The organism is Corynebacterium marambiense (assembly GCF_016342275.1).
Lineage (GTDB): Bacteria > Actinomycetota > Actinomycetes > Mycobacteriales > Mycobacteriaceae > Corynebacterium > Corynebacterium marambiense.
Genome location: NZ_JAEIOT010000011.1, coordinates 107,041 through 126,184, shown reverse-complemented (window position 1 = coordinate 126,184; position 19,144 = coordinate 107,041). Strand labels below are relative to the sequence as shown.

The window sequence follows — 19,144 nt, the reverse complement described above, 5'->3', positions numbered from 1 at the left end:
CCTTTTAATACTCGGTGATGTCGATCCCGGCCTTCATCAGCCGCTCGTACCTGTCGATTGAGATGAGCACCGCCATCGGTCTACCGTTCTTGAGCACGAAAGCAGCCTCATCTTCTTCGGATAGCTTCGTGATGATCTTCGACGACTGTCCACGCAGGAAGTCCGACATGTTGTAGAAGCACATCGTTGTCTTCTCCGCTTTGTCGTCCACATCGACCCCTCTCAGCGCAGCTCCGCAGTCAGAAGCTAATGCACTATCAACCCATAAAGTAATTACTAAAGATGGTACCAGCTAGGCCGCCCCTTACGAGATGCACGCCAACGCAAGAGGTGAATCGCACCCCTCGGTAGTCAGCGGTGCAGATCTTCAGCATGGGTCAGTCCCATGGCGGTCACCGGACGCTTCGGACAGAGCGCTAGAGGTCGCCCCGGAAGTAACAAAACCCCTTACCAACAGGGATCTAAGGCAAGTTGAGCCCCTATTAAATCCGACGTCCCACTATCCATCAAACGCCCATTCTGATACGAAGCCCGGCCAGGTCGGACCGCGGATCGAAATGGGCGTTTTGTCTGTCAGCCCGGGTTTCCGGCTGTCGGGCGGAGAGTTTGCCGGTGCGGTTGGGTGTGTGACCGACGACCGCGGACAGGCGATGTGCGGGGATTCGATGCCGTTTGCGGCTCCCGTTGAGGGAGAGCGTCAAGACGTATCGGCGCCCGTCAGAAGGTATGGGGCGGGCGTCAGATTGTCCGGTGGTGATTGACCTACGCCGCTTACCAGAGAGGCCATGCCAGTCATGGCCGTAAAACATGCCCACCGGAACGGCGACACCGGACGATCACCACCGTCATTCTTCCGGCGCGGCGACGGGTACAGGGCGGTACGGGCGCGGTCCTCGCCCCAGCGCGACGCGCGACGGCGACGCCGCCGGACCCCTCCGAACGGGGCACGGGCGGCCGGGAGAACCGGTTACGCGGGCACGTCAGCGGCGTCGCCCGACTGCGCCGCGGCACCGATCTTTCTCGCGACGGACAGGAGCGTCAGGGCGTAGCCCGCGCAGCACCCCGACAGCATTCCCCCGGCGATCGCCCACTCGTTGGAGAAGTCCGTCGTTCCCGCGCTCCACGCGAGCGCGGTGGCGGCGAGGGAGACCGGGGCGACGAACCAGTCGATGGCCCTGCGGTATGCGATGAGCATGGAAATGAAGTGGAGGGCCACCGAGGTGAGCACGAGGGGCAGGAACAGCCACCACAGATCGAAAAACCCCAGTATGTAGGCGACGGTGATGGCGATTCCCTCGAGAGCCGAGGTGATATTGACGAATCTCGTGGCGGCCGGAGAGGGAACGGCCTGCTCCGGCCGACGGCGGGACAGCAGCCAGGCGACGAGGGCAATGCCGACGGCCACGCCGAGACCGGCCACCGTGACCTGCCACGAGCGGGCAAAGAAAGTGAATGCCGCGTAGAAGACCGTCAGCACCACGAGGAACAGGGTGACGGACATCAGTGTTCGGCGGGCCTTGCGGGGGTCTGTGCCATTCGCCTGTTCCTCCCACGCACCGCTCGCCGTTTCCGCCTTCGTGTTCCCCACTGTCTTCTCCTTCGTGTTACCCACCTTTTTCTCCTTACGGGAACGGGTGCAGGTCGGTGCAGATATCGGCCCCTTCCTCGGCCGCGAGCCGGGCCAGCCGGTCCGATCGGACGGTTCGTCGGCAGTCCCACCCGAAATCGGTGGGAAGAAGCGTGGGGCTCACAACCGTGACGGCTTTGGGGTCGAAACTACGCTCGTAGCGCGAGGTTCGGACGCGAGCGTACACGCAGATGTCGTCACCGAGCCTGTCCAGCAGTTTGCGCAGGAGACTTCCCCTGCCACAGGTCAGCTCCTCCGACCACTCCGCGTGCCCCCACCCGTAGATACCTTTCACGCCGAGGTTTTACCCACGCCCACAGATGCCCCGATAGATCGGGTTCGTTTCGGGGCAGCACAGCAGGGGTGGTCGTCGATGTCGTGCACGAGCCGAGAATTCTCGGACAGCCGTTTGATCCTGTCGGGATCGCACGTGCCCATGGACATCCGGTCGGGGGTGTACGTCCAGGCCACGTTGATCACCACATCCAACGCTTTCAGCGGACCCGGACGGTATCCCGTGCCGATCGAGCTGATCGTGTCCGCGTGGACCGGGGCGATCCCCACAGGCACGCCGAACGAACTCGTCAGCGGGCACGCCTCCACCTTCACCCCCGGCAGCTGGGCCCGGACGGGGAACCGGGGGCCACCGGGGAGCGCGGCGGACCAGTGCGTGTACCACGAGGTGCCGTAGGCATCCCGCCCGATGAGTTCGAGCAGACCGGAGAAGGCGGCCTCGGCCACGGTGTATCCGGTCGCACACCCCGAGGACGTGGAGAGCACCCACCCCGGCCAACCGCAGATCGACTTACGCCGTAGGGTCCACCTATCCGATCCGACGTCTACGTCCCCACTTGAACGCCCCTCCCGATACACAATCCCGAACACCGCGGGGAACGCGTGGCGGGGCGGGCGTTCTCATCTGATTCCGCCGGAAACGGAACAGGCCAACGCCCCCGCACCACCCCCGATGTCGGAGCCCCGACGGTCCGGAGTCATTCCCACGCCGGTTCCCCATACCCGGAGAACGCACATGCCCGGGGTACGGGTGAAGCACCTCAAAACACCCCCATATGAGGGTGCTGCGAAATTGGCCCACATCCCCGAATGGATTCGAATTCGTGAATATGGGCCAAACTTCGCGGTTAAAGACACTGACAGCCCAAAAAACCGTGCGTCATGTGTGATACTCGGTCCTATGTCTAGTCAACCGCGAAGCCGCCCTGCCGCTTTAGGCACGGAAATCGCCGCCACATTGCGCGAAGCTCTCGCCAGACGCCAGGTGACCCAGGCTGAACTCGGCAAACGGGTCAGCATCTCCACCAGTCAGATTAGCCTCTACCTCCGGGGCAAGCGGTCGATGTCGCTCGACGAGTTCCACAGCATCTGTGCCGCACTCGAGCTCTCGGCCGATGAGGTTTTCAGCCAGGCCTTCCTGCTCACCAGCGGCCGACAGCCCAGCTGAACCGGGATCAGCCGCACCGGATGATCGGCGAGGGATCGTAGACGGTCGTCCGGGTCTGCCGGTCGATCTCGGCGCCGTTCAAGTCCCGGATAATCCGGGTATCTGAGGTGGTGAACCCGGGAGCACCCGACGAGGGGACGCAGTTGTCTCCGGTGAGCGTGATCCGCGTCGGCGGAGTCTCCGCCCATCGGCCACCCGGCACGGATTCAACATCAACGGTCTTGACACCCGTCATCCGCACCGTGATCGAATTATCCCCGGTACTCGTGTTGATCATCACGGGGTAGGGGGAATTGTTCCGGAACTTCAGGTCGATCAACCCCTCGTACACGGTCGCCTCCCGTCCTGCCGGATACCGCGAGATGTAGTAGCTGTGGGGCGTGTGCGCGACATCATCGAAGCCCGCAAAATACGCCGCGTTGTAGAGCGTCGTAGCGAACTGGCTGATCCCGCCGCCGACCGCCGTGTCCGCGTGACCATTCAGGATAATGCCCGACTCCACGAACCCCTGGGCGGTGCCCCGCGGCCCCGTGTACCCGTTCAGCGAGAACACCTGCCCCGGCGCGACGACCGCACCATCCACCATCTCCGCGACCCGCCGGATATTCACACCAGAGGCGTAGGAGAACCCGGTGGTGGTGAACTCACTGACCGTTTCATCGAAGGTGGCACTCTCCGCGTCGGCGGTGGTGAAACCCGCGGGCTCATCAAGATAATCGACGTCGAACTCCTTCGGTTCGGAGCCGACGATCCGTTCGCGAAGCCCGGAGACGAGGGTTTCTCTGTTCACGGTACGGCCGTCGGAGTGCGGTGTCACCGTCCGACCGTCCCCGGAGAAGGTGATGCGGGCATTCTTCATCGGCACCTCCGTGCCAGCGAGATTCTCCATCAGGATGTCCCGCGCCGCATCGACGTCGACATCCGTGCGTAGGTTCGTCCCCTCCGGACGGAAGGTGACCACCTCCCCCATCCGTTCGACGGGAATGATGCCATCCACACCGTCGACACCGTGGGCGACCACGGGGCCGGACACCGCCTTCGCGGCCGGACCGTCGACGACGGCGGACACCGCCTTCGCGCCGATCACCGGATCGTTCTCGGTAACGGGGACATGCACGCCGTCGGGGTTCAGCCAATCCGCCATCACCCGTTGTCTGAGCACCTCCGGATCGACGCTCTGCCCGGCAGCCGGTGCGGTCTCCCGGATCGTCCCGCCATCGATGGACACCGCACCTTCCGTCGGCGGGATCGCGAGCTCAGCGGTGAGTCGGTCGATCTCGGGGGAAAGCGCAGCATCATCCACGTCGCTGACGATCCCCACCTCCCGTTCCCCGACGAGACCGCCGAACCGGTCGATCGGGTTGAGGGGCGGTTCACCCGCCTCAGCGACCGTCGCCCGCCAGTTCGGACGCAGACCGGCCACGATCGGATCCACGACCGAATCAGCTGCCCCACCGGTCACCGTCACCGGTGTAGCGAGAGTATCGTCGAGTTCCGCGGCTAGTCGGGCTTCGGCGTCCTGCGGGTTCATTCCCCCGATGTGCACACCGGCCACGGTCACACCACGCGGAACCTTCCCTTTGTTCAAGAAGTAGTCCGCGCCGTAGACGGCGACGATGAGGACGAGGGCACCGGCGACGGCACCGAGGACGATGGCCCACCTCCGGCGTCCGGAGGATGCGTCAGCGGTGGAGGCGTGGGTGTCGGGATCAGCGGAATGCACACCGCTCACACTAACCACCAGCCGCCCGGGCTGCGACCCCCGCCCAGGCCAGCTACTCCGGCGTTACCGGAACGTTACCACCTCGTGATGAACCAGGCCTTCACCCGGGTAGCGGACCAAGGTTCTGCACCTGCACCCGCAGTGCGGAGGCCTCCAGCTGTTCCATGGGGAACCCACCCTCGCTGACCGCCCGGTCGACGGCGTCCACCGCAGCAACGAGGTCGTCGGTGGATATCCACAACGCCACGTCCGCACCGGCCCGCAGTGCCGCAAGGACGGCCTGCGGGGCGTTCATTCTGCTGTTCACCGCCTCCATTCCGGACAGATCGTCGGTGTAGATGACACCGTTGAACGGTTTTCCCCCGGGGTAGTCGCCGCTACGCAAAAGCTCGTAGACGGCCGGGTTGAGGGTCGCGGGAAGACCCTCCTCGCCCAGTCCGGGCACGATCATGTGTCCGATCATCACCGCACCCGGTGAGGAATCCAGTGCCGGACCGTAGGGTTTGAGGTCCAGTTCCCTGAGCTGATCGACCCCCGGGGTGAGCACCTGGTCGTAGTGACTGTCACCGGTAGCACGGCCGTGGCCCGGGAAGTGCTTGAACACGGGCGTGATCCCCGCGTCCCGGAGGCCCGCCGCGAACGCGGAGGCGTACTGCGCCGCACGCTCAGGATCGGGCGAGAAACTCCGGTCCCCGATCGCCGCTCCCGCGGGTTCCCCGGTGGTGTCCAGGACGGGCGCGAAGTCGACGGTGATCCCGGCGCCCGCAAGTTTCGCCCCCAGTTCAGCGGCGAGCGCCCGGACCTGTTCCGGGGTCATTGTTTCCGCCATGGTCCGGGGTGCGGGAAGATTCCCGAAGATGTCGGGCTGCCGGACGACCCGCCCGCCCTCGGCGTCGATGCTCACGGCGAACGGACGATCGACGGCCCGTCGGAGCTCCGCGATGTTGCGGTCCGCCCCGGTGAGCAGCGCCGGATCCGTCCAGGATCCGATGAAGATCCCGCCGGCGCCCTGCTCGAGTGCGAACAGCGCGTCGTCGTAGTCACGGACCCCGACCGTCATCAGGGAGGCGACAAGCCCGCGCTGCGTCGTGGGCAGATTTGCTCGGGCCGCGGCCACGGGGTCGCGGATCGGATCAGGTTCGGGCGGCAGAGCGGCTGGACTCAGAATGATCGGGGGCACGGGCGGACCATGAAACTCACCGGTCGCCACACGGTAGCGGGGGTCCGGTTCCGGGACGGATTCCGACGATACCGAGCAGGCGGAGAGCCCCAGTAGCGCACCCCCAACCATGATCGCGGTCCAGCCACGTGGGCAACGCAGGAACAAGCTCTCCCGAAGCATTCGCGTGCCACTCCTTCACCGATTTCCATCCCACCCTGTGCTCACAGTGTGCCGGAGTCCGACCCGTGACGCGAACCTCGCTCCGGTCGACAACCGTACCCACCCGACTAGAATTGTGGGCCACGGACCGCGGTGACCCCACCCGATTCCACGTACCGACAGCTACCCGAGGAGCACCAGCCATGCCGGAGTCCGACCCGACCACCATGCTCATCGCCTACGACGGATCCGACGAGGCGCGCAGGGCACTGACCTACGCCGCGGAGTTGCTCTCACCCCGGCACGTGCAGATCATCACGGCCTGGGAACCAATGCAGCGCCAGGCCGCCCGCGCGGCCGGCGCCCCCGGGGTCTCGGTCGTGGACTGGAGCGCGGACGATGACGGCGATCCCGCCCACGACGAGGCGCTGTCGATCTGTCGCGAGGGTGCGGAAATCGCGGAGTCCCTCGGGCTCATCGCCCACGCCCACCTCGTCGAGTCGACGGGCGCAATATGGTCAGCCATCGTCGACGCCGCCGAACAGCTCCGCCCTGACGTCATCGTCACCGGCACCCGGGGAAACACCGGTTTCCGCTCACTCCTGCAGTCCTCCACGGCCGACAACGTTCTGCACCACGCCGGCCTCCCGGTATTCATCGTTCCTCCGTTGGAGGAGAACGAGGAGTAGCTGGTAGTCTCTGCTTTTGGCTCCGACACATCCCGGCCCACCCACACGAGAGATCACGGCAGTAACCACCCATGGCATTTGAATCAGATTCCGACACGCGGCGCACCATTGGCCCGGCGCTGGCCAGCGTCGTCGTCGGCGTGATCCTCGGCGGCGCCGCGGTCATCGGCGTGGCGAAGCTCTCAGGCCAGGACCAGATCCCGCAGGACCAGGTCATCAGCAGTGATGAGGCTCTCCTCGGCGGCGCGGAGTACGGCACCCGCGAGTAACGCGTGCGTACCGTCGCCCGCCCCCACCTGACCGGTTGGCTGCTGCTGGGAATCTTGGCCTTCCTGCAGTCCCCGGGCTTGACCGTCGCCGACACGAAACACGATCTCGCCGTCGACCCGGGAGGATTCCTCGCCTCCGCGACCGCCGCCTGGTCGGATATTTTTCCCCTCGGGCAGGTGCAGAACCAGGCGTACGGCTACCTCTTTCCCCAGGGCCTGTTCTTCCTGGTGGCGGACCCTCTTCCCGACTGGGTCGCGCAACGACTCTGGTGGACGGTGGTCCTCGGGGTGGGTTATTCGGGATTCCTCCGGCTCGTCCGCGGGCTCGACGTGGGGAGCCCGGTGTTCCGGATACTCGCGGCTGTCCTCTACGCCCTGTCACCCCGGGTCCTAACCACCCTGGGCGCGATCTCCTCCGAGTCCTGGCCGGTGGCCCTCGCGCCGTGGATTCTCGCTCCGCTGGTCGCCGGCCGGTTGACCGGATCACGGATCGCCGCGTCCGTCCTCGCGGTGGCCTGCCTGGGAGCCGTCAACGCCACGGCAACCCTCGCGGCGTGCGTCCCCGCCGGGATCGCCCTCGCCTGGTGTGTTCTGCGCAGGCAACCCGGCGCGGCCCAGTTGGGTGCGGTCTGGTTCGTCGGCTGCGTCGCGGTGTCCGTGTGGTGGATCATCCCCCTGCTCGTGCTCGGCCACTACGCGCCGCCGTTCACCGACTTCATTGAGAACGCTTACGTGACCACCCGGTGGTTGAATCCCACGGAGATTCTGCGGGGGACGACGAGCTGGGCGCCGTTCGTCGACACCGAACGCCTGGCTGGGAACCTCCTGGTGACGTCCCCGGTGTTCATTCTGTTCACCTCCTGCGTCACGGCGCTGGGCCTCGTGGGGCTCTGTCAGCCACTTCCCCGGCGCGGCCTAGGGGTGGGAATGCTGCTCGTCGGACTGGTGATTCTAGGTGCAGCGCACGGACCGCTCGGCCCGGAGATCCGGTCCTTCCTCGACGGGCCTGGCGCGGCGTTGCGTAACATCCACAAGTTCGACCCCGTGGTGCGGCTCCCGCTGCTCGTCGGATTCGCCGCGCTCGGGCGGGTACTGGTGCTGCCATCGACACGCGCGGAGCTGCTGCATCCGGGGCGTCGACACGCGGCCGCCGTCCTCGTCGCGCTCGTCGCACTCGGTGCGTGCGCCCCGGCGCTCAGTGGTCGGCTCGCCCCCCGGGGCGGCTGGCCGGAGGTGCCCGCCTACTGGCGGGAGACCGCGGACTGGCTGAACGCCAACGGACGCGACACGCGGACGTTGATCCTGCCGTCGACGTCTTTCGCCCGGCAAGGCTGGGGCTGGACCCGCGACGAACCCCTGCAACCGCTGCTCGACGTCCCGTGGGTGGTCCGCGACGCCGTTCCCCTCGTACCGGCTGAGGCGATCCGTGGTCTCGACGGTCTCGATGCGGTGCTGGCCTCCCCCGCCATCGACCCGGCGGCGGCTCTCCGCGCGGTCCGACGTCTGGGGGTCGGCCTGATCGTGGTGCGCGACGACCTTCCCGCCGCGCCCGCCGGTGATCTGGTGGAGCGGCTGCGGGACAGTGGCGCTGCCGCACACGACTTCGGTCCGGTCACCGTCTTCGAGATCGATCCCGGTCTGAACATGACCACGACCACGGAGACACCCGTCCGCGTCGCCGGTGGCGGGGAGTCACTCGCGCTTCTCGACGCCCTCACCGGCCCCGCCGCGCGCACCCTCGTCGACGGCGACGCGGAGATCGTCACCGATACCCCGCAGCTCGTCGCCCGCAACTACGGCACGGTACGGGACGCGGTCTCCGCGCCACTCGTCGATCTGTCCGAGGGCTCGGACGTGCGTAATCCGGTGGCAGACTACCCCTCGGCCGGGCCCCTGACCCGTGTCGCCGAGCAGGGCGGTACCGTGCGGGCTTCCACGTCGGCCTCGGACGCCACGAGCTTCGGCGGCGCCGATCCGGGTGCGTCGGTCACCGCCGCTGTCGACGGTGACCCCACCACCGCCTGGTATCCCACCCCGGGCCGCCAGGCAGGCGAGTGGATCGAGATCACCGCCGATCACCCGGTATCCGATCCGGTGCTACGGATCACCGCCACCGGCACCGACGTGGATGTGACCGTCAACGCCGGAGACGCGAGTGTCGATACCCACCTGGTCGCCGACGAATCCACCCGGGTGCGGGTTCCCGGTGGCCCGACCGACACCGTCCGCGTGACGCTCGGCGCATCGCGGGACCGGGTGGGAATCGCCCAGATCGCACTCGACGGTGCACCCATCCGCCGGACCGTGACGGTGCCGGACACTTCCCCGGATGCGCGGCAGTTTCTCCTCCAGCGACTCACCACCGGGGAGGACGTCCTCGACCGTGTGTTCACCGCCCCCCGGGACATGACCCTGCTCCTCGACTCCCCCGACTGCCGGGATCCACGACCCGTTGACGAGGACCCCAACCACGGGATCACGCTCGCCGATCAGGCGCGGGAACGCAGCATCCGGATTGACGGCGCATTTGTATCATGCGGACCGGTACATCTCGCCGCCGGGGAACATCATCTCCGCACCCGACAGGACTGGGCGCTGCTCACCGAGGAAGGATTCACCGGCGGCATCACACCGGTCAGTGTGGGGCGTGATCTCACAGCGGCGGACACCGACCGGCTGCTCATCACCGGGCGCGCCGCCCTCGACGGGCTGACTGCCACCGTCGGCGGTACCGCGGTGGACGCGGACGTGATCGATGCGGCGACCCGATCCTTCCACGTCCCGGCGGGGGTGTCCGGCGCCGTGGAACTGCACTTCGCCGGAGACACCCCCTACCGGGCGGGACTCATCGGCGGCGCCGTGGCCTGGCTCTGCGCCGTGGTGCTGTGCGCACTCGCCGTGATCCGCAGCCGGGGGAATTTCGTGCCCACCCTGGACACCGGCCACTCGACGGCCCTTCTCACGCTCGGCGGTGCGGTCACTCTCTGGCTCATCGGCGGCTGGTCCGGGCTCGTCCTCGGAGTGGCGACGTGGGCGGTGGTGCGGTACACCCTGATCCCGGCGTCCGTTCTCGCCGGTGGTGGGGTGGCCCTGGCCGGGATGTGGCTCGCCCACGCGCCCTGGCCGCAGGGCGGCTATGCCGGGGACGCATCCTTCGTCGGGCTCGCCGCCCTGGTCTCGGTGGCGGCCGTGGTATCGGCGGTGAACTCCCGACCGAGATAGCGCCGACATCCGCACAGACAAACGCCCCCGGGCAGGCGCTTTATCGGCGCGTCCCCGGGGGCTTACGCCGCCAATACTAGCTCAGATCCCCGGCCCGAGCAGTAGTTGATGATTGCTCCGGTGTGCATACGTCTGGTTCAACGGACGGACCTCCCGTGGATTCCCTCCCGGTCGCCGAACCTTTCCGCCGGGTCATGATTCGCCGGGTCATCGTCCGGGCCGGTTCCTCCACGAGCACGTAGATGGCGGCGGACAGCGGGACAGTCACCGCGAGAGTCAGCACCGCGATCAGTGCGGTGTGCCCGGTGAAGGGCGCGATTCCAGTGAGCGGGAACATGAGTTCCAGGACCGGGAGGTGGACGAGGAAGATGGAGTAGGACCAGCGGCCGAGCGCCTGGAACACCGGCGTCGTCAGTAACCCCTCCCTGGGCGCCAGGGCGTAGGGCAGGACGACGGCAGCGGTGAACACCGTGCCCGCCAGAACGCGGAGCGCGAACTCGCCCGGTTCCGGGTGCACGAGGCCGACGGGCCCGTACCAGGGCTGGGCCGCGATCCACAGCGTGACGACGGCGAGCACCCACCACACCGGGCGTCGCCCCAGCACCCGAAGCACCCTCCGGGGAAGCCGGCCCTCCACTTCGGCGGCGATCATGCCGACGGCGAACCAGCAGGCAAATGCTGGGGGGAGGATCTGGAGATTGGGTACGCCCGGCGCGGGCGACGCGGCGACGAACGGCAGCCACGCCCATCCCACGCTCACCGCCGCGACGGTGAGGATCACCGGGATGCGGGCACGGGCGGGCAGGAGTCCCACTGCGAGCGCCAACAGCGGCAGCGCGGCATAGAAAGCGACCTCGACGCACAAGGACCACAGGTGTGTGAGCCCGGGGGCGAGTCCACCGGGGACATAGATCTGGGTCATGGTGAGATTCGCCAGGCGTTGAACTCCGGTGGCGCGGTAGGCGTTCGGCAGGAGCAGCAGCACTCCGGCGGCCACAACCAGGTAGGCGGGAAAGATCCGTCCCATGCGGCTGGCCAGGTACCGGAGCCACGAGACGTCCCGGCCTGCGCGGGGGCCGTAGCGTCGCCACAGGAGGAACGCCGACAACGTGAAGAAAACCGGGACAAAGAAGTCGAACCGCCCGAGTATCCCGCCGAGGAAGCTCGTGGGGGGCAGACCGGTCTGGAAGGCGACGTGGGTGAGCAGAACCCCGATGGAGGCGACGGCACGCAGCCCCTCGAGCGAGGCGTTGAACCGGGTAGTTTCCGGGTACGATCCTTCTGTGCCCATGGCGCGGCCGCCTTTCCGCCCGCGTCATCCGGGCACATGTTCTTGCACAGATCCTAGTTGGAAGGGGGTCGCGATGGCCTCGCGGGTCTCCGGTCTCATCGCCCTCACTCTCGGCGTTGCGCTCATCGCCGTCGCCCTTCTCCTGCCGTCTTTCCTGATTCCACGCCTGAAGGTGATCCCGCTGGATGCGGGCGGTAAGACCGTCACCCGAGAGGTGGAGGCCACGCTCCTCGACTCCCGCGCCTTCAGTTCCCGTGAGGTGCTCCCCGAGCACAGGGACGACCCCGCGTGCGAGGGCGATGAACCCCCGGTGGCCTGCTTCATCGGCCATGCGACCCCCATCTACGGCAACCGCAGCATCAGCGTCGTCGAGCCTGCGGACGCGAAGGTCGTGACTCTGCGCGCGGGCAATGTGCTGATGCGTACCGACCGGCCTGAACCGGAGAACGTAATCTCCGCGACAGTGGATACGATCACCCTCAACCGGCGCACCGCGCTCCCGGTTCCGGAGCCGGTGTCGAGCTTCCACGCGACATCGCCGCGCCTCGGGCTGGACGACATGCGCAACGGCTTCACCCGCGAGGGCGTCCAGTACCAGTTCCCCTTCGATTCGGATGCCCGGTCCTACCCGTACTTCGATACCACCGCGCAGGCGACCCAACCGATCGATTTCGTCGACGAGGAGATTCTGCCCGGCCACGAGGATGTCGAGGTGATGCGCTACAACCAGCAGATCGGCCCAGTGAACATGTTCACCGCCATCAGTGGGGTGTTCAATCTGGACGGTGAGATCAGTGAGCACGAGAAGGCATCGCTGAACGCCCTGCGAATGAGCAGTCCCGCGCGTGACTGGTACACGCCCCAGGAACTCCGGGACCGTGGCCTCACCCCGGACGAGAGGGTGACGATGACCCGCTATTACGCCAACGACCGCACGGTGTGGGTGGAGCCGTCGACGGGCGTCATCGTGCACGGGCGGGAGTACCTCAACTACTTCTTCGCGCGTGATGATGACGAGGCGCGTGCCCTGGCACAGGCACGTTTCGATGATCCCGACGCGGCCGTCAACCCGAACCGCACAGCACTCGCGATGACGGCCGAGTGGAGTGCGGACACGCAGGACCGCCAGTGGAAGAAAGCCCTCGAAGGCCGGTCGAAGCTGACCCTCCTGGGCACGGTCGGCTGGAGCCTCGGTATCGCCGGTGCGTTGCTGACCCTGCTGGGGATCTGGCTACTGCGCCGCCGACCGACATCCCGACCGTAGACTCTGTGGGGTGACTCGCCGCATCGTCCTGACCGCGTGGTCGGTGTTCTGCGTCGGTGTCCTGCTGTGGCCGATCGCCGGGGCGGGTGCCCTGATCCAGAGGGACATGGTGGTTCTCCCACACCCGGCGTTGAGCCTGTCCGCGCTGGGGTTTGGGGATCTTCCGGCCAGGAACGCCCCCCAGGATGGTGTCCTGGCGGTGGTGGGGTCCTTCGCCGATGCCTCCTTCGTCACTCGCCTTTTTCTCCTCGTCGCCGGTTTCTCCGGGGCTGCGGGAGCGGCAGCGCTGGCCCGCCATGTCACCGGCGGATCACGGGTTCTCCCCCAGATCACCTCGGTGACGCTGACCGTGGTCAACCCATTCGTGGTCGAGCGCCTGGCGCAGGGACACTGGTCGCTGGTGGTCGCGGCGTGGATGCTGCCTGCCGTCGCCTGGGCAGGGCTCGTGGGGAACAGAATTGTGCTGGTGGTGGGGATGTGGGCGGCATCGCTCACCCCGACGGGTGCTCTGCTGGGGATCACGGTGGCGCTGGTGTGTTCGTGGCGCAGGCGACAGCTGAGACTGCTCGCCGCGGGGGTCGGTACAGTCGCGTCACTGCCGTGGCTGGTACCCGCCCTGCTGGGTGTGCCTGGAACGGGTATCGGTGGTGCCACGGCATTCGCCCCCCGAGCGGAGCATCTCGTCGGCACCGCCGGGGCACTGGCCGGATTGGGTGGCATCTGGAACGGCGCGGCTGTCCCGGCGTCACGCTCCGCGGGGTTCGCGGTGTTCGGTGTCCTGCTCGCGGTGGCACTGTCAACGGGGTTGCGCCGCTGCCCCCGGCCGCTGCTGGTCCTCGCGGGGGCCGGTCTCGGCATCGCAGTCGCCTGGTGGCTGTTCCCCTGGGCGGCGGAGTGGTTACTGCTCCACGTTCCGGGGGCGGGTCTGCTGCGGGACGCTCAGAAATATGTCGCACTGGCTGTCCCCGCGTTCAGCGCGCTCGCTGCACTGGCCGTGGACCGGCGGTGGCTCATCGGGGGCCTGGTGATTGTCCTCGCGGTACTGCAGGTCCCGGACGCGCCACGTGCCGTGGTCTCCCTGCGACCTGTTCCGGTGGACCCGGCCTGGGTGGAGTTATCTGAGATAGCAGCGGGGCGTGACGTTCTGGTTCCGGATGCGGGCACGATAACCACGTACCGCGGCCGGACGACCCTCGATCCCAGGGCGAAGGCCGTCTCCCTCGTGGAGCCGGGCGGTCTGCGGGTGGACGGTGAATTGACCGATCAGCCGAATCCACGGTGGGTCACCGCTGTCGAGGCATGGCGGGACGGGGACATCGATGCCGTTCGGTCGACGGGGATTGGGGTCGTCGTCGATGGGGGCGAGACCCACGACCTCGGCGGCGCACCGCGACGGGGCTGGCGCTGGTGGCTGGGTCTCGGATTAACCGGATTGTGGTTCGTGGTTCCCTTCACCGTCGTCTTCCTGCGACGTGGTTCAGGAGCTCGGCGAACTGCTCGCCGGTGAATTCCCAGGAGAACTCGGTGGCGCGTCTCTCGGCGGCCGCGCCGAGACGGGAACGGCCTGGACCATCGTCGATGAGATCCGCCGTCGCCCGGATGAGGGCCGCCTTATCGTCCACGAGTACTCCGGTGACACCGTCGATCACGGAATCGTTGAGTCCCGCTGAGCTGCGGTACCCGAGGGTCGGTACGCCGTGCTGGGCAGCCTCGATGACCGCCAGCCCCCATCCCTCCTTCCGGGAGGGCATGAGATGCAGGGTGGCGCGGGCGAGGAGCGCATGTTTGTGTTCCTCGCTGACCTGACCGTGCAGAATCACTCGGTCCCCGACACCGAGTGACACTGCGTAGTCGCGGAGCTGCTGCTCCCACCATCCTGAGCCGATGACGTCGAGCACAACGTCATGCGTCGGTAAAAGAGCCGCGATGACGTCCATGGCGTGCTCAATCTGTTTGTGCGGTACGAGACGGGACAGCGTCACCAGATGTGTCGTCCCGCTGTCCGGATAGCGGGCGAAATCTACCGGGACGGGGTCGATGCCGCTTCGAATGATCCGGATTGCCTCAGCATTGACCCCAAGTTCCACGAGTTCCCCCGCGGACGACTCCGACACCGTGACGTACGGGCTCGACCGGTAGACCCGTGGTGCGACACGACGTTCCAGGAACCACCCGACCCGACTCAGCACTGGGCCCGCCACCGGCCATTGTTCCCGGTGACAGTGGTGGGTCAGCAGTACCGTAGGCCGTCCGCTGAATACGCGGGCGAAGAATGGGATCCCGTTCTGAGTGTCCACGACCACGTCGACGCCCCGTAACGGGCCCACACCGAGCCGCCCAGCGAGAAGGGCCAACCAGGCCCGCGAATAGACGGTGAACTTTCCACCGGCGCGACTGAAACGAATTCCGTCGCGGACCTGCCTGCGAGGAGCGGCATCGTGTGCGGCAGTCCGATAGACGACCTCGTGACCGTGCTGGACGAGGTACTCTCCGACGCGCTCCAGGTAACGTTCACTGCCGCCCCCCTGAGGGTGGGTGGTATCGCGCCAGCACAGAAACAGGATCTTCATGACCCCGCCAGTTTAACCACCCGGCACCGATACACTGTCACCGTGCGATTTCCCCTCACGTCTCGTCTCCCCCGGACCCGTGGTCTGGCGACACTGCGCAGGTCATTCAACTTGCTGCGCGGTTTCCGCTTCGAGCAGACCGCCCCGGAGGTCTTCTACGGGCGTCTCGCGGAGGATACAGCTCTGCTGCTTGAGTGTCTCCACGCGGATTGCGTGGGTGGCGGGCTCGCCGGGCGGCGAATCCTGGATGTCGGCGGTGGACCGGGTTATTTCTCGCAGGCATTCGCCGCACGCAACTGCGGATACGTCACGGTGGAACCGGACGCCGGGGAGATGGCAGCCGCAGGTATTGCTGTCGACGCATCCGTCCGCGGTTCCGGCACCGCGCTGCCATTCCGGGAGGGGGTGTTCGACGTGACCTACTCGTCCAATGTCGCCGAGCACGTTCCGGATCCCTGGACGATGGGCGAGGAGATGCTGCGGGTTACCCGTCCGGGTGGTCTGGTGGTGCTGAGTTACACGGTGTGGCTCGGCCCGTTCGGTGGCCACGAGACCGGTCTGATCCCGCACTACATCGGTGGTGCCTATGCCCGGGACCGGTACACGCGACGACACGGGCATCCACCGAAGAATGTGTTCGGCCAGTCACTTTTCGACGTCTCGTGTACGGCCGGTGTGCGATGGGCGAGATCCACAAAAGCAGAGGTGTGCAGCGTATTTCCGCGGTATCACCCAGCATGGGCGTGGTGGATGGTCCGCGTACCGATACTGCGGGAATTCGTGGTGAGCAACGTGGTGATCGTGTTGCGAAGAAAGCAGTGACCGGACCCTGGATTGCTGGTGTGTCGGTTCCGGGGCGGCGATTTACCGGGGCAGGTTCACCTTTCTGGTGGTGGCTAGATTGATGTTCTCCCTGCCGCAACGTCGGAGTACCGGACCACAGAGCTGAAAGGGCCGGCCGAGGAGGAATACTCCCGGGTCGGCCTCTTAGAGATCAACCACCACTGATCAGCTCGAATCAGCGGCGACGGCGTAGCACCAGCAGCAGTCCAAGCCCCATGAGGACGAGAGCGATCAGAATGAGGATCAGAACGTTCGCCCCGGTCTGAGCGAGCATCCCTCCCCGGTGTTCTTCCTTCGGTTGTTCAACCTGGTTTGTAGGGGCCGGTGTGTCGGTGTGAACCGGCTCTTCCGCGATCCCCGCATTGGAGGGTCCCTGGGCCGCACTCAATGCGCCCGAAGAGAGGGCAGGCAGGAGGAATGCTGATCCGAGGGCGACGGCACCGATGACGGGACTGATCCACCCGTTTCCTTCCGAGGATCCGAACACGGAGCCACCGGCGTTGGGGGGAACCTCACTGTAGGTGTTGGTCACCTCCACGTTGTCACTATCATCCGCAGCAACAATCACCGTCGACGAATCCGGCGACACCGTCACCACATGACCAGGAACACCAGCAGACACTGCGGCCACATATGCCAGTTACCCCCTGACGAAGTCCCACTTCGTACGTATTCGAATTTTCATGTGGGCGTTGCGGCTCCACAAAATCGTCGATAATTGTCATCAACCAACCGCTAACGGGAACAATGACACTCCACCGGACCACGCCCATGCCATTGGTCCAGTCGCTGACTTCGACGAAATAAATAACCGTATTTGGTAGGATTTTCGTGAAAACTTCAAACAGGAGCGGCCCCTGATCCGGGCCCTACACCCCCTCATCAACGACAGATTCGTTCATAATATCGGTAACATTGAGAGTTACCGATTTAATATTAAACATCTTTTTAGTCGGTCAACACACACTTGACGGCGAAGTTGTCATTGGCGTTTTCACATTCAATAATGCCATCCCCACTGCCATTAGCTAGATTGACAGGTTTACTCACCGTATGTAGCCGACCCGGAAGTTGAAACAGCATATATTTGCCCGGTTTCACGGATTTCGAAGGATCGTCCTGATACTTTTCGTACTGAAGTCGGTCTTTAAACTAATTGATTCATCCGAAGTCAATGGCTCGGATGCAGCCTTCCCGGAGGTGCGGGTGAAATCTACATTGGTTACGTAGTCAGCGGTTCTATCCGAGCCCCCTCCGCCCCAGCCTCTGGTGCTGCCAGTACGGACAGCACCAGCATAAAAACGGACATTAGCGATATAAACACCCTCATCGATAAAGACCGAATTCTAAATAATCCTTCTATCATTGTGACCATCTTACTTTCTGGTCAAAGAGAACGAGTATTTTCCCACACGGATACAGGCCGACGAACCGCATCCAGTCCCCGCTGGTCCGATGGGAGCGTTTGATACACCAAGATGATCATCTTGGCTCTTCTGATCCATCAGCGATATCCTATAGTTTTTAAGCTCCCCCGAATAGGATGTCCGAGAACCGGCGATGTCGATCAATAAGAGGTTAGGTAATTAACATCCGTCACAGCGCGCCTGGAAACAGATGCAACTCATGATACCGACGATCTCAGTTCACCATCGAGGAATCCCTCAACCGTTCCCAGTCATCACCGGATATGACGTCCGCAGAAACCTGTCCCAACGACCGCACCCAGGCGATTGTCACGGGAGCAGTCGATCCAGGAGGCATCGACAAGTCTCACGATGTCTACCTCGGCTCGAACTCCCGGCAAGATATTCGACTACGCCTACGCCGTAGCCGCGGACGGTGAGGTTTTTCGCCTGAAGGATCAACCAGAAGCAGGCTCCCCTCGTCGGAACTTTCGATCAGGCCAAGACATACGGCACTGTCGAGGTCACCGTTGACGCCCCAACACCACGGCAAGCCCACCATGTGTGTTTCCCGCCACTACGGCTGCGATGGCGTATATCTGCCAGCATTCACCATGCGAAAGCTGCCCGAAACCTACCCCGTCAATTCCAAAACCGACAAGCATGACGCGTACATCGTCACTGACAGCGCCCGCAGCCGTCCCCACACACTACGACCGGTCGCCCGGGGTGTCGAGCCTCCACCAGCATCAAGTCACTTACGGGGTTGAAGAAAACCTTCAGTTCACCTGAGCCAAGCTGGTCAACCATCTGCGTTCACTGCTTGTCAACAGCTACCTGGCGTTTGAACGCGCTCTGGCCTGCGGCACGATTCAGCGACGCTGGGTGCTGGAGATTCTGCTGCACGACTAAAGCATGGGCAACGTCAAACATACAGGCCACGAACGGCTGCGGACGTTCGCCGGTAAGTACGTCGCCACCGCTCCCAGGGCCTGTCCGCAAGCGTTCTCAAGGCCCACTGCAACCAGACTGTGATGATTCCCGGCGCAGTCCAGCCCGAGCGTGACCTCAAGCAGATCCTTGCCACCAACACCGAACTGGAGGAGGTCATAGCCGACGTCATCGCAGAAGCCGGACAGACGCCCCGGTCATGCGCAGTACTGCCATCTAAGTCGAGAAATGATCGAGGAAATAAGCATCTACATGAATAACCCATCTTGGAAAAGCACAGATGTAATGACCACATAATCAAAAACACCCATTCTAGAGTAGATGTGATCTACCCTAGTGACACCGCAGGAGTATCCGGACCACCCCGCTTAGAATTTGAGCAATTTAGCGACCGGTGATTATCCTTGAGTATTTGAGAATATCAATCTGCCCCAGCCGTACCGACACGGTGATGATACAGAAACGGCAATCCTCCGGATCGGTTGGTCCGGGGGATTGCCGTTTAC

Annotated in this window: 17 protein-coding genes; 8 read left to right on the top strand and 9 right to left on the bottom strand. The window is 64.9% G+C overall.

Features of this window, described 5'->3' with window-relative positions:
- Positions 1 to 4: 4 nt before the first annotated feature.
- From JDV76_RS12810 to JDV76_RS09780, 4 genes are all read right to left on the bottom strand, one after another.
- Positions 5 to 211, bottom strand: coding sequence for a type II toxin-antitoxin system prevent-host-death family antitoxin (locus JDV76_RS12810; RefSeq protein ID WP_198736714.1), 207 nt, complete (start codon positions 209 to 211; stop codon positions 5 to 7).
- Positions 212 to 967: 756 nt separating this feature from the next.
- Positions 968 to 1,612, bottom strand: a complete 645-nt coding sequence (locus tag JDV76_RS09790; RefSeq protein WP_198736713.1) for a hypothetical protein — start codon at positions 1,610 to 1,612, stop codon at positions 968 to 970.
- A 10-nt stretch (positions 1,613 to 1,622) separates the two neighbouring features.
- Positions 1,623 to 1,922 carry a hypothetical protein gene (locus JDV76_RS09785; protein ID WP_198736712.1) on the bottom strand — a complete coding sequence of 100 codons (300 nt, stop codon included), beginning with the start codon at positions 1,920 to 1,922 and terminating at the stop codon, positions 1,623 to 1,625.
- Positions 1,919 to 2,407 (bottom strand): YcaO-like family protein, encoded by a 489-nt coding sequence (locus JDV76_RS09780; protein WP_198736711.1) that lies wholly within the window; start codon positions 2,405 to 2,407, stop codon positions 1,919 to 1,921. The genes JDV76_RS09785 and JDV76_RS09780 overlap by 4 nt, the downstream gene beginning before the upstream one ends.
- Here JDV76_RS09780 and JDV76_RS12940 point away from each other — a divergent pair.
- The gene (locus JDV76_RS12940; RefSeq protein WP_336244256.1) at positions 2,331 to 3,089 is read left to right on the top strand and encodes a helix-turn-helix transcriptional regulator; all 759 of its coding nucleotides are present in this window, start codon (positions 2,331 to 2,333) and stop codon (positions 3,087 to 3,089) included. The two genes, JDV76_RS09780 and JDV76_RS12940, sit on opposite strands and share 77 nt — an antisense overlap.
- A gap of 7 nt (positions 3,090 to 3,096) precedes the next feature.
- Here JDV76_RS12940 and JDV76_RS09770 read toward each other — a convergent pair whose 3' ends face one another.
- Together JDV76_RS09770 and JDV76_RS09765 are read right to left on the bottom strand one after the other, a co-directional pair.
- Positions 3,097 to 4,743, bottom strand: coding sequence for a VanW family protein (locus tag JDV76_RS09770; RefSeq protein ID WP_198736815.1), 1,647 nt, complete (start codon positions 4,741 to 4,743; stop codon positions 3,097 to 3,099).
- Positions 4,744 to 4,912: 169 nt separating this feature from the next.
- Positions 4,913 to 6,154, bottom strand: coding sequence for a glycoside hydrolase family 3 N-terminal domain-containing protein (locus JDV76_RS09765; protein ID WP_336244255.1), 1,242 nt, complete (start codon positions 6,152 to 6,154; stop codon positions 4,913 to 4,915).
- A 182-nt stretch (positions 6,155 to 6,336) separates the two neighbouring features.
- Between JDV76_RS09765 and JDV76_RS09760 the strand changes: the two genes are divergently transcribed.
- The 3 genes from JDV76_RS09760 to JDV76_RS09750 all read left to right on the top strand — a co-directional run bounded on the left by JDV76_RS09760 (position 6,337) and on the right by JDV76_RS09750 (position 10,313).
- A complete protein-coding gene (locus JDV76_RS09760) occupies positions 6,337 to 6,822 on the top strand; it encodes a universal stress protein (RefSeq protein ID WP_198736709.1) in 486 nt (161 codons plus the stop codon).
- A 71-nt stretch (positions 6,823 to 6,893) separates the two neighbouring features.
- Positions 6,894 to 7,091: a DUF2613 domain-containing protein gene (locus JDV76_RS09755; RefSeq protein ID WP_198736708.1), complete on the top strand. Its 198-nt coding sequence runs from the start codon at positions 6,894 to 6,896 to the stop codon at positions 7,089 to 7,091.
- 3 nt (positions 7,092 to 7,094) lie between these two features.
- Positions 7,095 to 10,313: an alpha-(1->3)-arabinofuranosyltransferase domain-containing protein gene (locus tag JDV76_RS09750; RefSeq protein WP_198736707.1), complete on the top strand. Its 3,219-nt coding sequence runs from the start codon at positions 7,095 to 7,097 to the stop codon at positions 10,311 to 10,313.
- 76 nt (positions 10,314 to 10,389) lie between these two features.
- Here the strand turns inward: JDV76_RS09750 and JDV76_RS09745 are convergent, their stop codons facing one another.
- The gene (locus JDV76_RS09745; protein ID WP_198736706.1) at positions 10,390 to 11,604 is read right to left on the bottom strand and encodes an acyltransferase family protein; all 1,215 of its coding nucleotides are present in this window, start codon (positions 11,602 to 11,604) and stop codon (positions 10,390 to 10,392) included.
- 73 nt (positions 11,605 to 11,677) lie between these two features.
- Between JDV76_RS09745 and pgfA the strand changes: the two genes are divergently transcribed.
- Entirely contained in the window at positions 11,678 to 12,868 is a 1,191-nt protein-coding gene (gene pgfA, locus JDV76_RS09740; protein ID WP_198736705.1) for a cell envelope lipid trafficking protein PgfA, read from the top strand.
- A gap of 10 nt (positions 12,869 to 12,878) precedes the next feature.
- Entirely contained in the window at positions 12,879 to 14,375 is a 1,497-nt protein-coding gene (locus JDV76_RS09735) for an MmpA family trehalose lipid delivery protein (RefSeq protein WP_198736704.1), read from the top strand.
- Here JDV76_RS09735 and JDV76_RS09730 read toward each other — a convergent pair.
- The gene (locus tag JDV76_RS09730; RefSeq protein ID WP_198736703.1) at positions 14,320 to 15,438 is read right to left on the bottom strand and encodes a glycosyltransferase family 4 protein; all 1,119 of its coding nucleotides are present in this window, start codon (positions 15,436 to 15,438) and stop codon (positions 14,320 to 14,322) included. The genes JDV76_RS09735 and JDV76_RS09730 overlap by 56 nt on opposite strands.
- A gap of 42 nt (positions 15,439 to 15,480) precedes the next feature.
- On the opposite strand from JDV76_RS09730, the gene JDV76_RS09725 reads away from it, so the two are divergent.
- Positions 15,481 to 16,260, top strand: coding sequence for a class I SAM-dependent methyltransferase (locus JDV76_RS09725; protein ID WP_248140929.1), 780 nt, complete (start codon positions 15,481 to 15,483; stop codon positions 16,258 to 16,260).
- A 196-nt stretch (positions 16,261 to 16,456) separates the two neighbouring features.
- On the opposite strand, the gene JDV76_RS12935 is transcribed toward JDV76_RS09725, so the two are convergent.
- Positions 16,457 to 16,813 carry an LPXTG cell wall anchor domain-containing protein gene (locus tag JDV76_RS12935; protein WP_198736702.1) on the bottom strand — a complete coding sequence of 119 codons (357 nt, stop codon included), beginning with the start codon at positions 16,811 to 16,813 and terminating at the stop codon, positions 16,457 to 16,459.
- Positions 16,814 to 18,217: 1,404 nt separating this feature from the next.
- Here JDV76_RS12935 and JDV76_RS13065 point away from each other — a divergent pair.
- On the top strand, positions 18,218 to 18,457 hold the full coding sequence (locus tag JDV76_RS13065; protein WP_198736701.1) for an IS110 family transposase: 240 nt from the start codon (positions 18,218 to 18,220) through the stop codon (positions 18,455 to 18,457).
- Positions 18,458 to 19,144: the final 687 nt, after the last annotated feature.

What these genes read in the sequence shown, in the direction of transcription:
- JDV76_RS09745 (WP_198736706.1), bottom strand. Translation starts at nt 11,604, where the DNA reads ATGGGCACAGAAGGATCGTACCCGGAAACTACCCGGTTCAACGCCTCG.
- JDV76_RS09760 (WP_198736709.1), top strand. Translation starts at nt 6,337, where the DNA reads ATGCCGGAGTCCGACCCGACCACCATGCTCATCGCCTACGACGGATCC.
- JDV76_RS09765 (WP_336244255.1), bottom strand. Translation starts at nt 6,154, where the DNA reads ATGCTTCGGGAGAGCTTGTTCCTGCGTTGCCCACGTGGCTGGACCGCG.
- pgfA (WP_198736705.1), top strand. Translation starts at nt 11,678, where the DNA reads ATGGCCTCGCGGGTCTCCGGTCTCATCGCCCTCACTCTCGGCGTTGCG.
- JDV76_RS12940 (WP_336244256.1), top strand. Translation starts at nt 2,331, where the DNA reads ATGAGTTCGAGCAGACCGGAGAAGGCGGCCTCGGCCACGGTGTATCCG.
- JDV76_RS09755 (WP_198736708.1), top strand. Translation starts at nt 6,894, where the DNA reads ATGGCATTTGAATCAGATTCCGACACGCGGCGCACCATTGGCCCGGCG.
- JDV76_RS09730 (WP_198736703.1), bottom strand. Translation starts at nt 15,438, where the DNA reads ATGAAGATCCTGTTTCTGTGCTGGCGCGATACCACCCACCCTCAGGGG.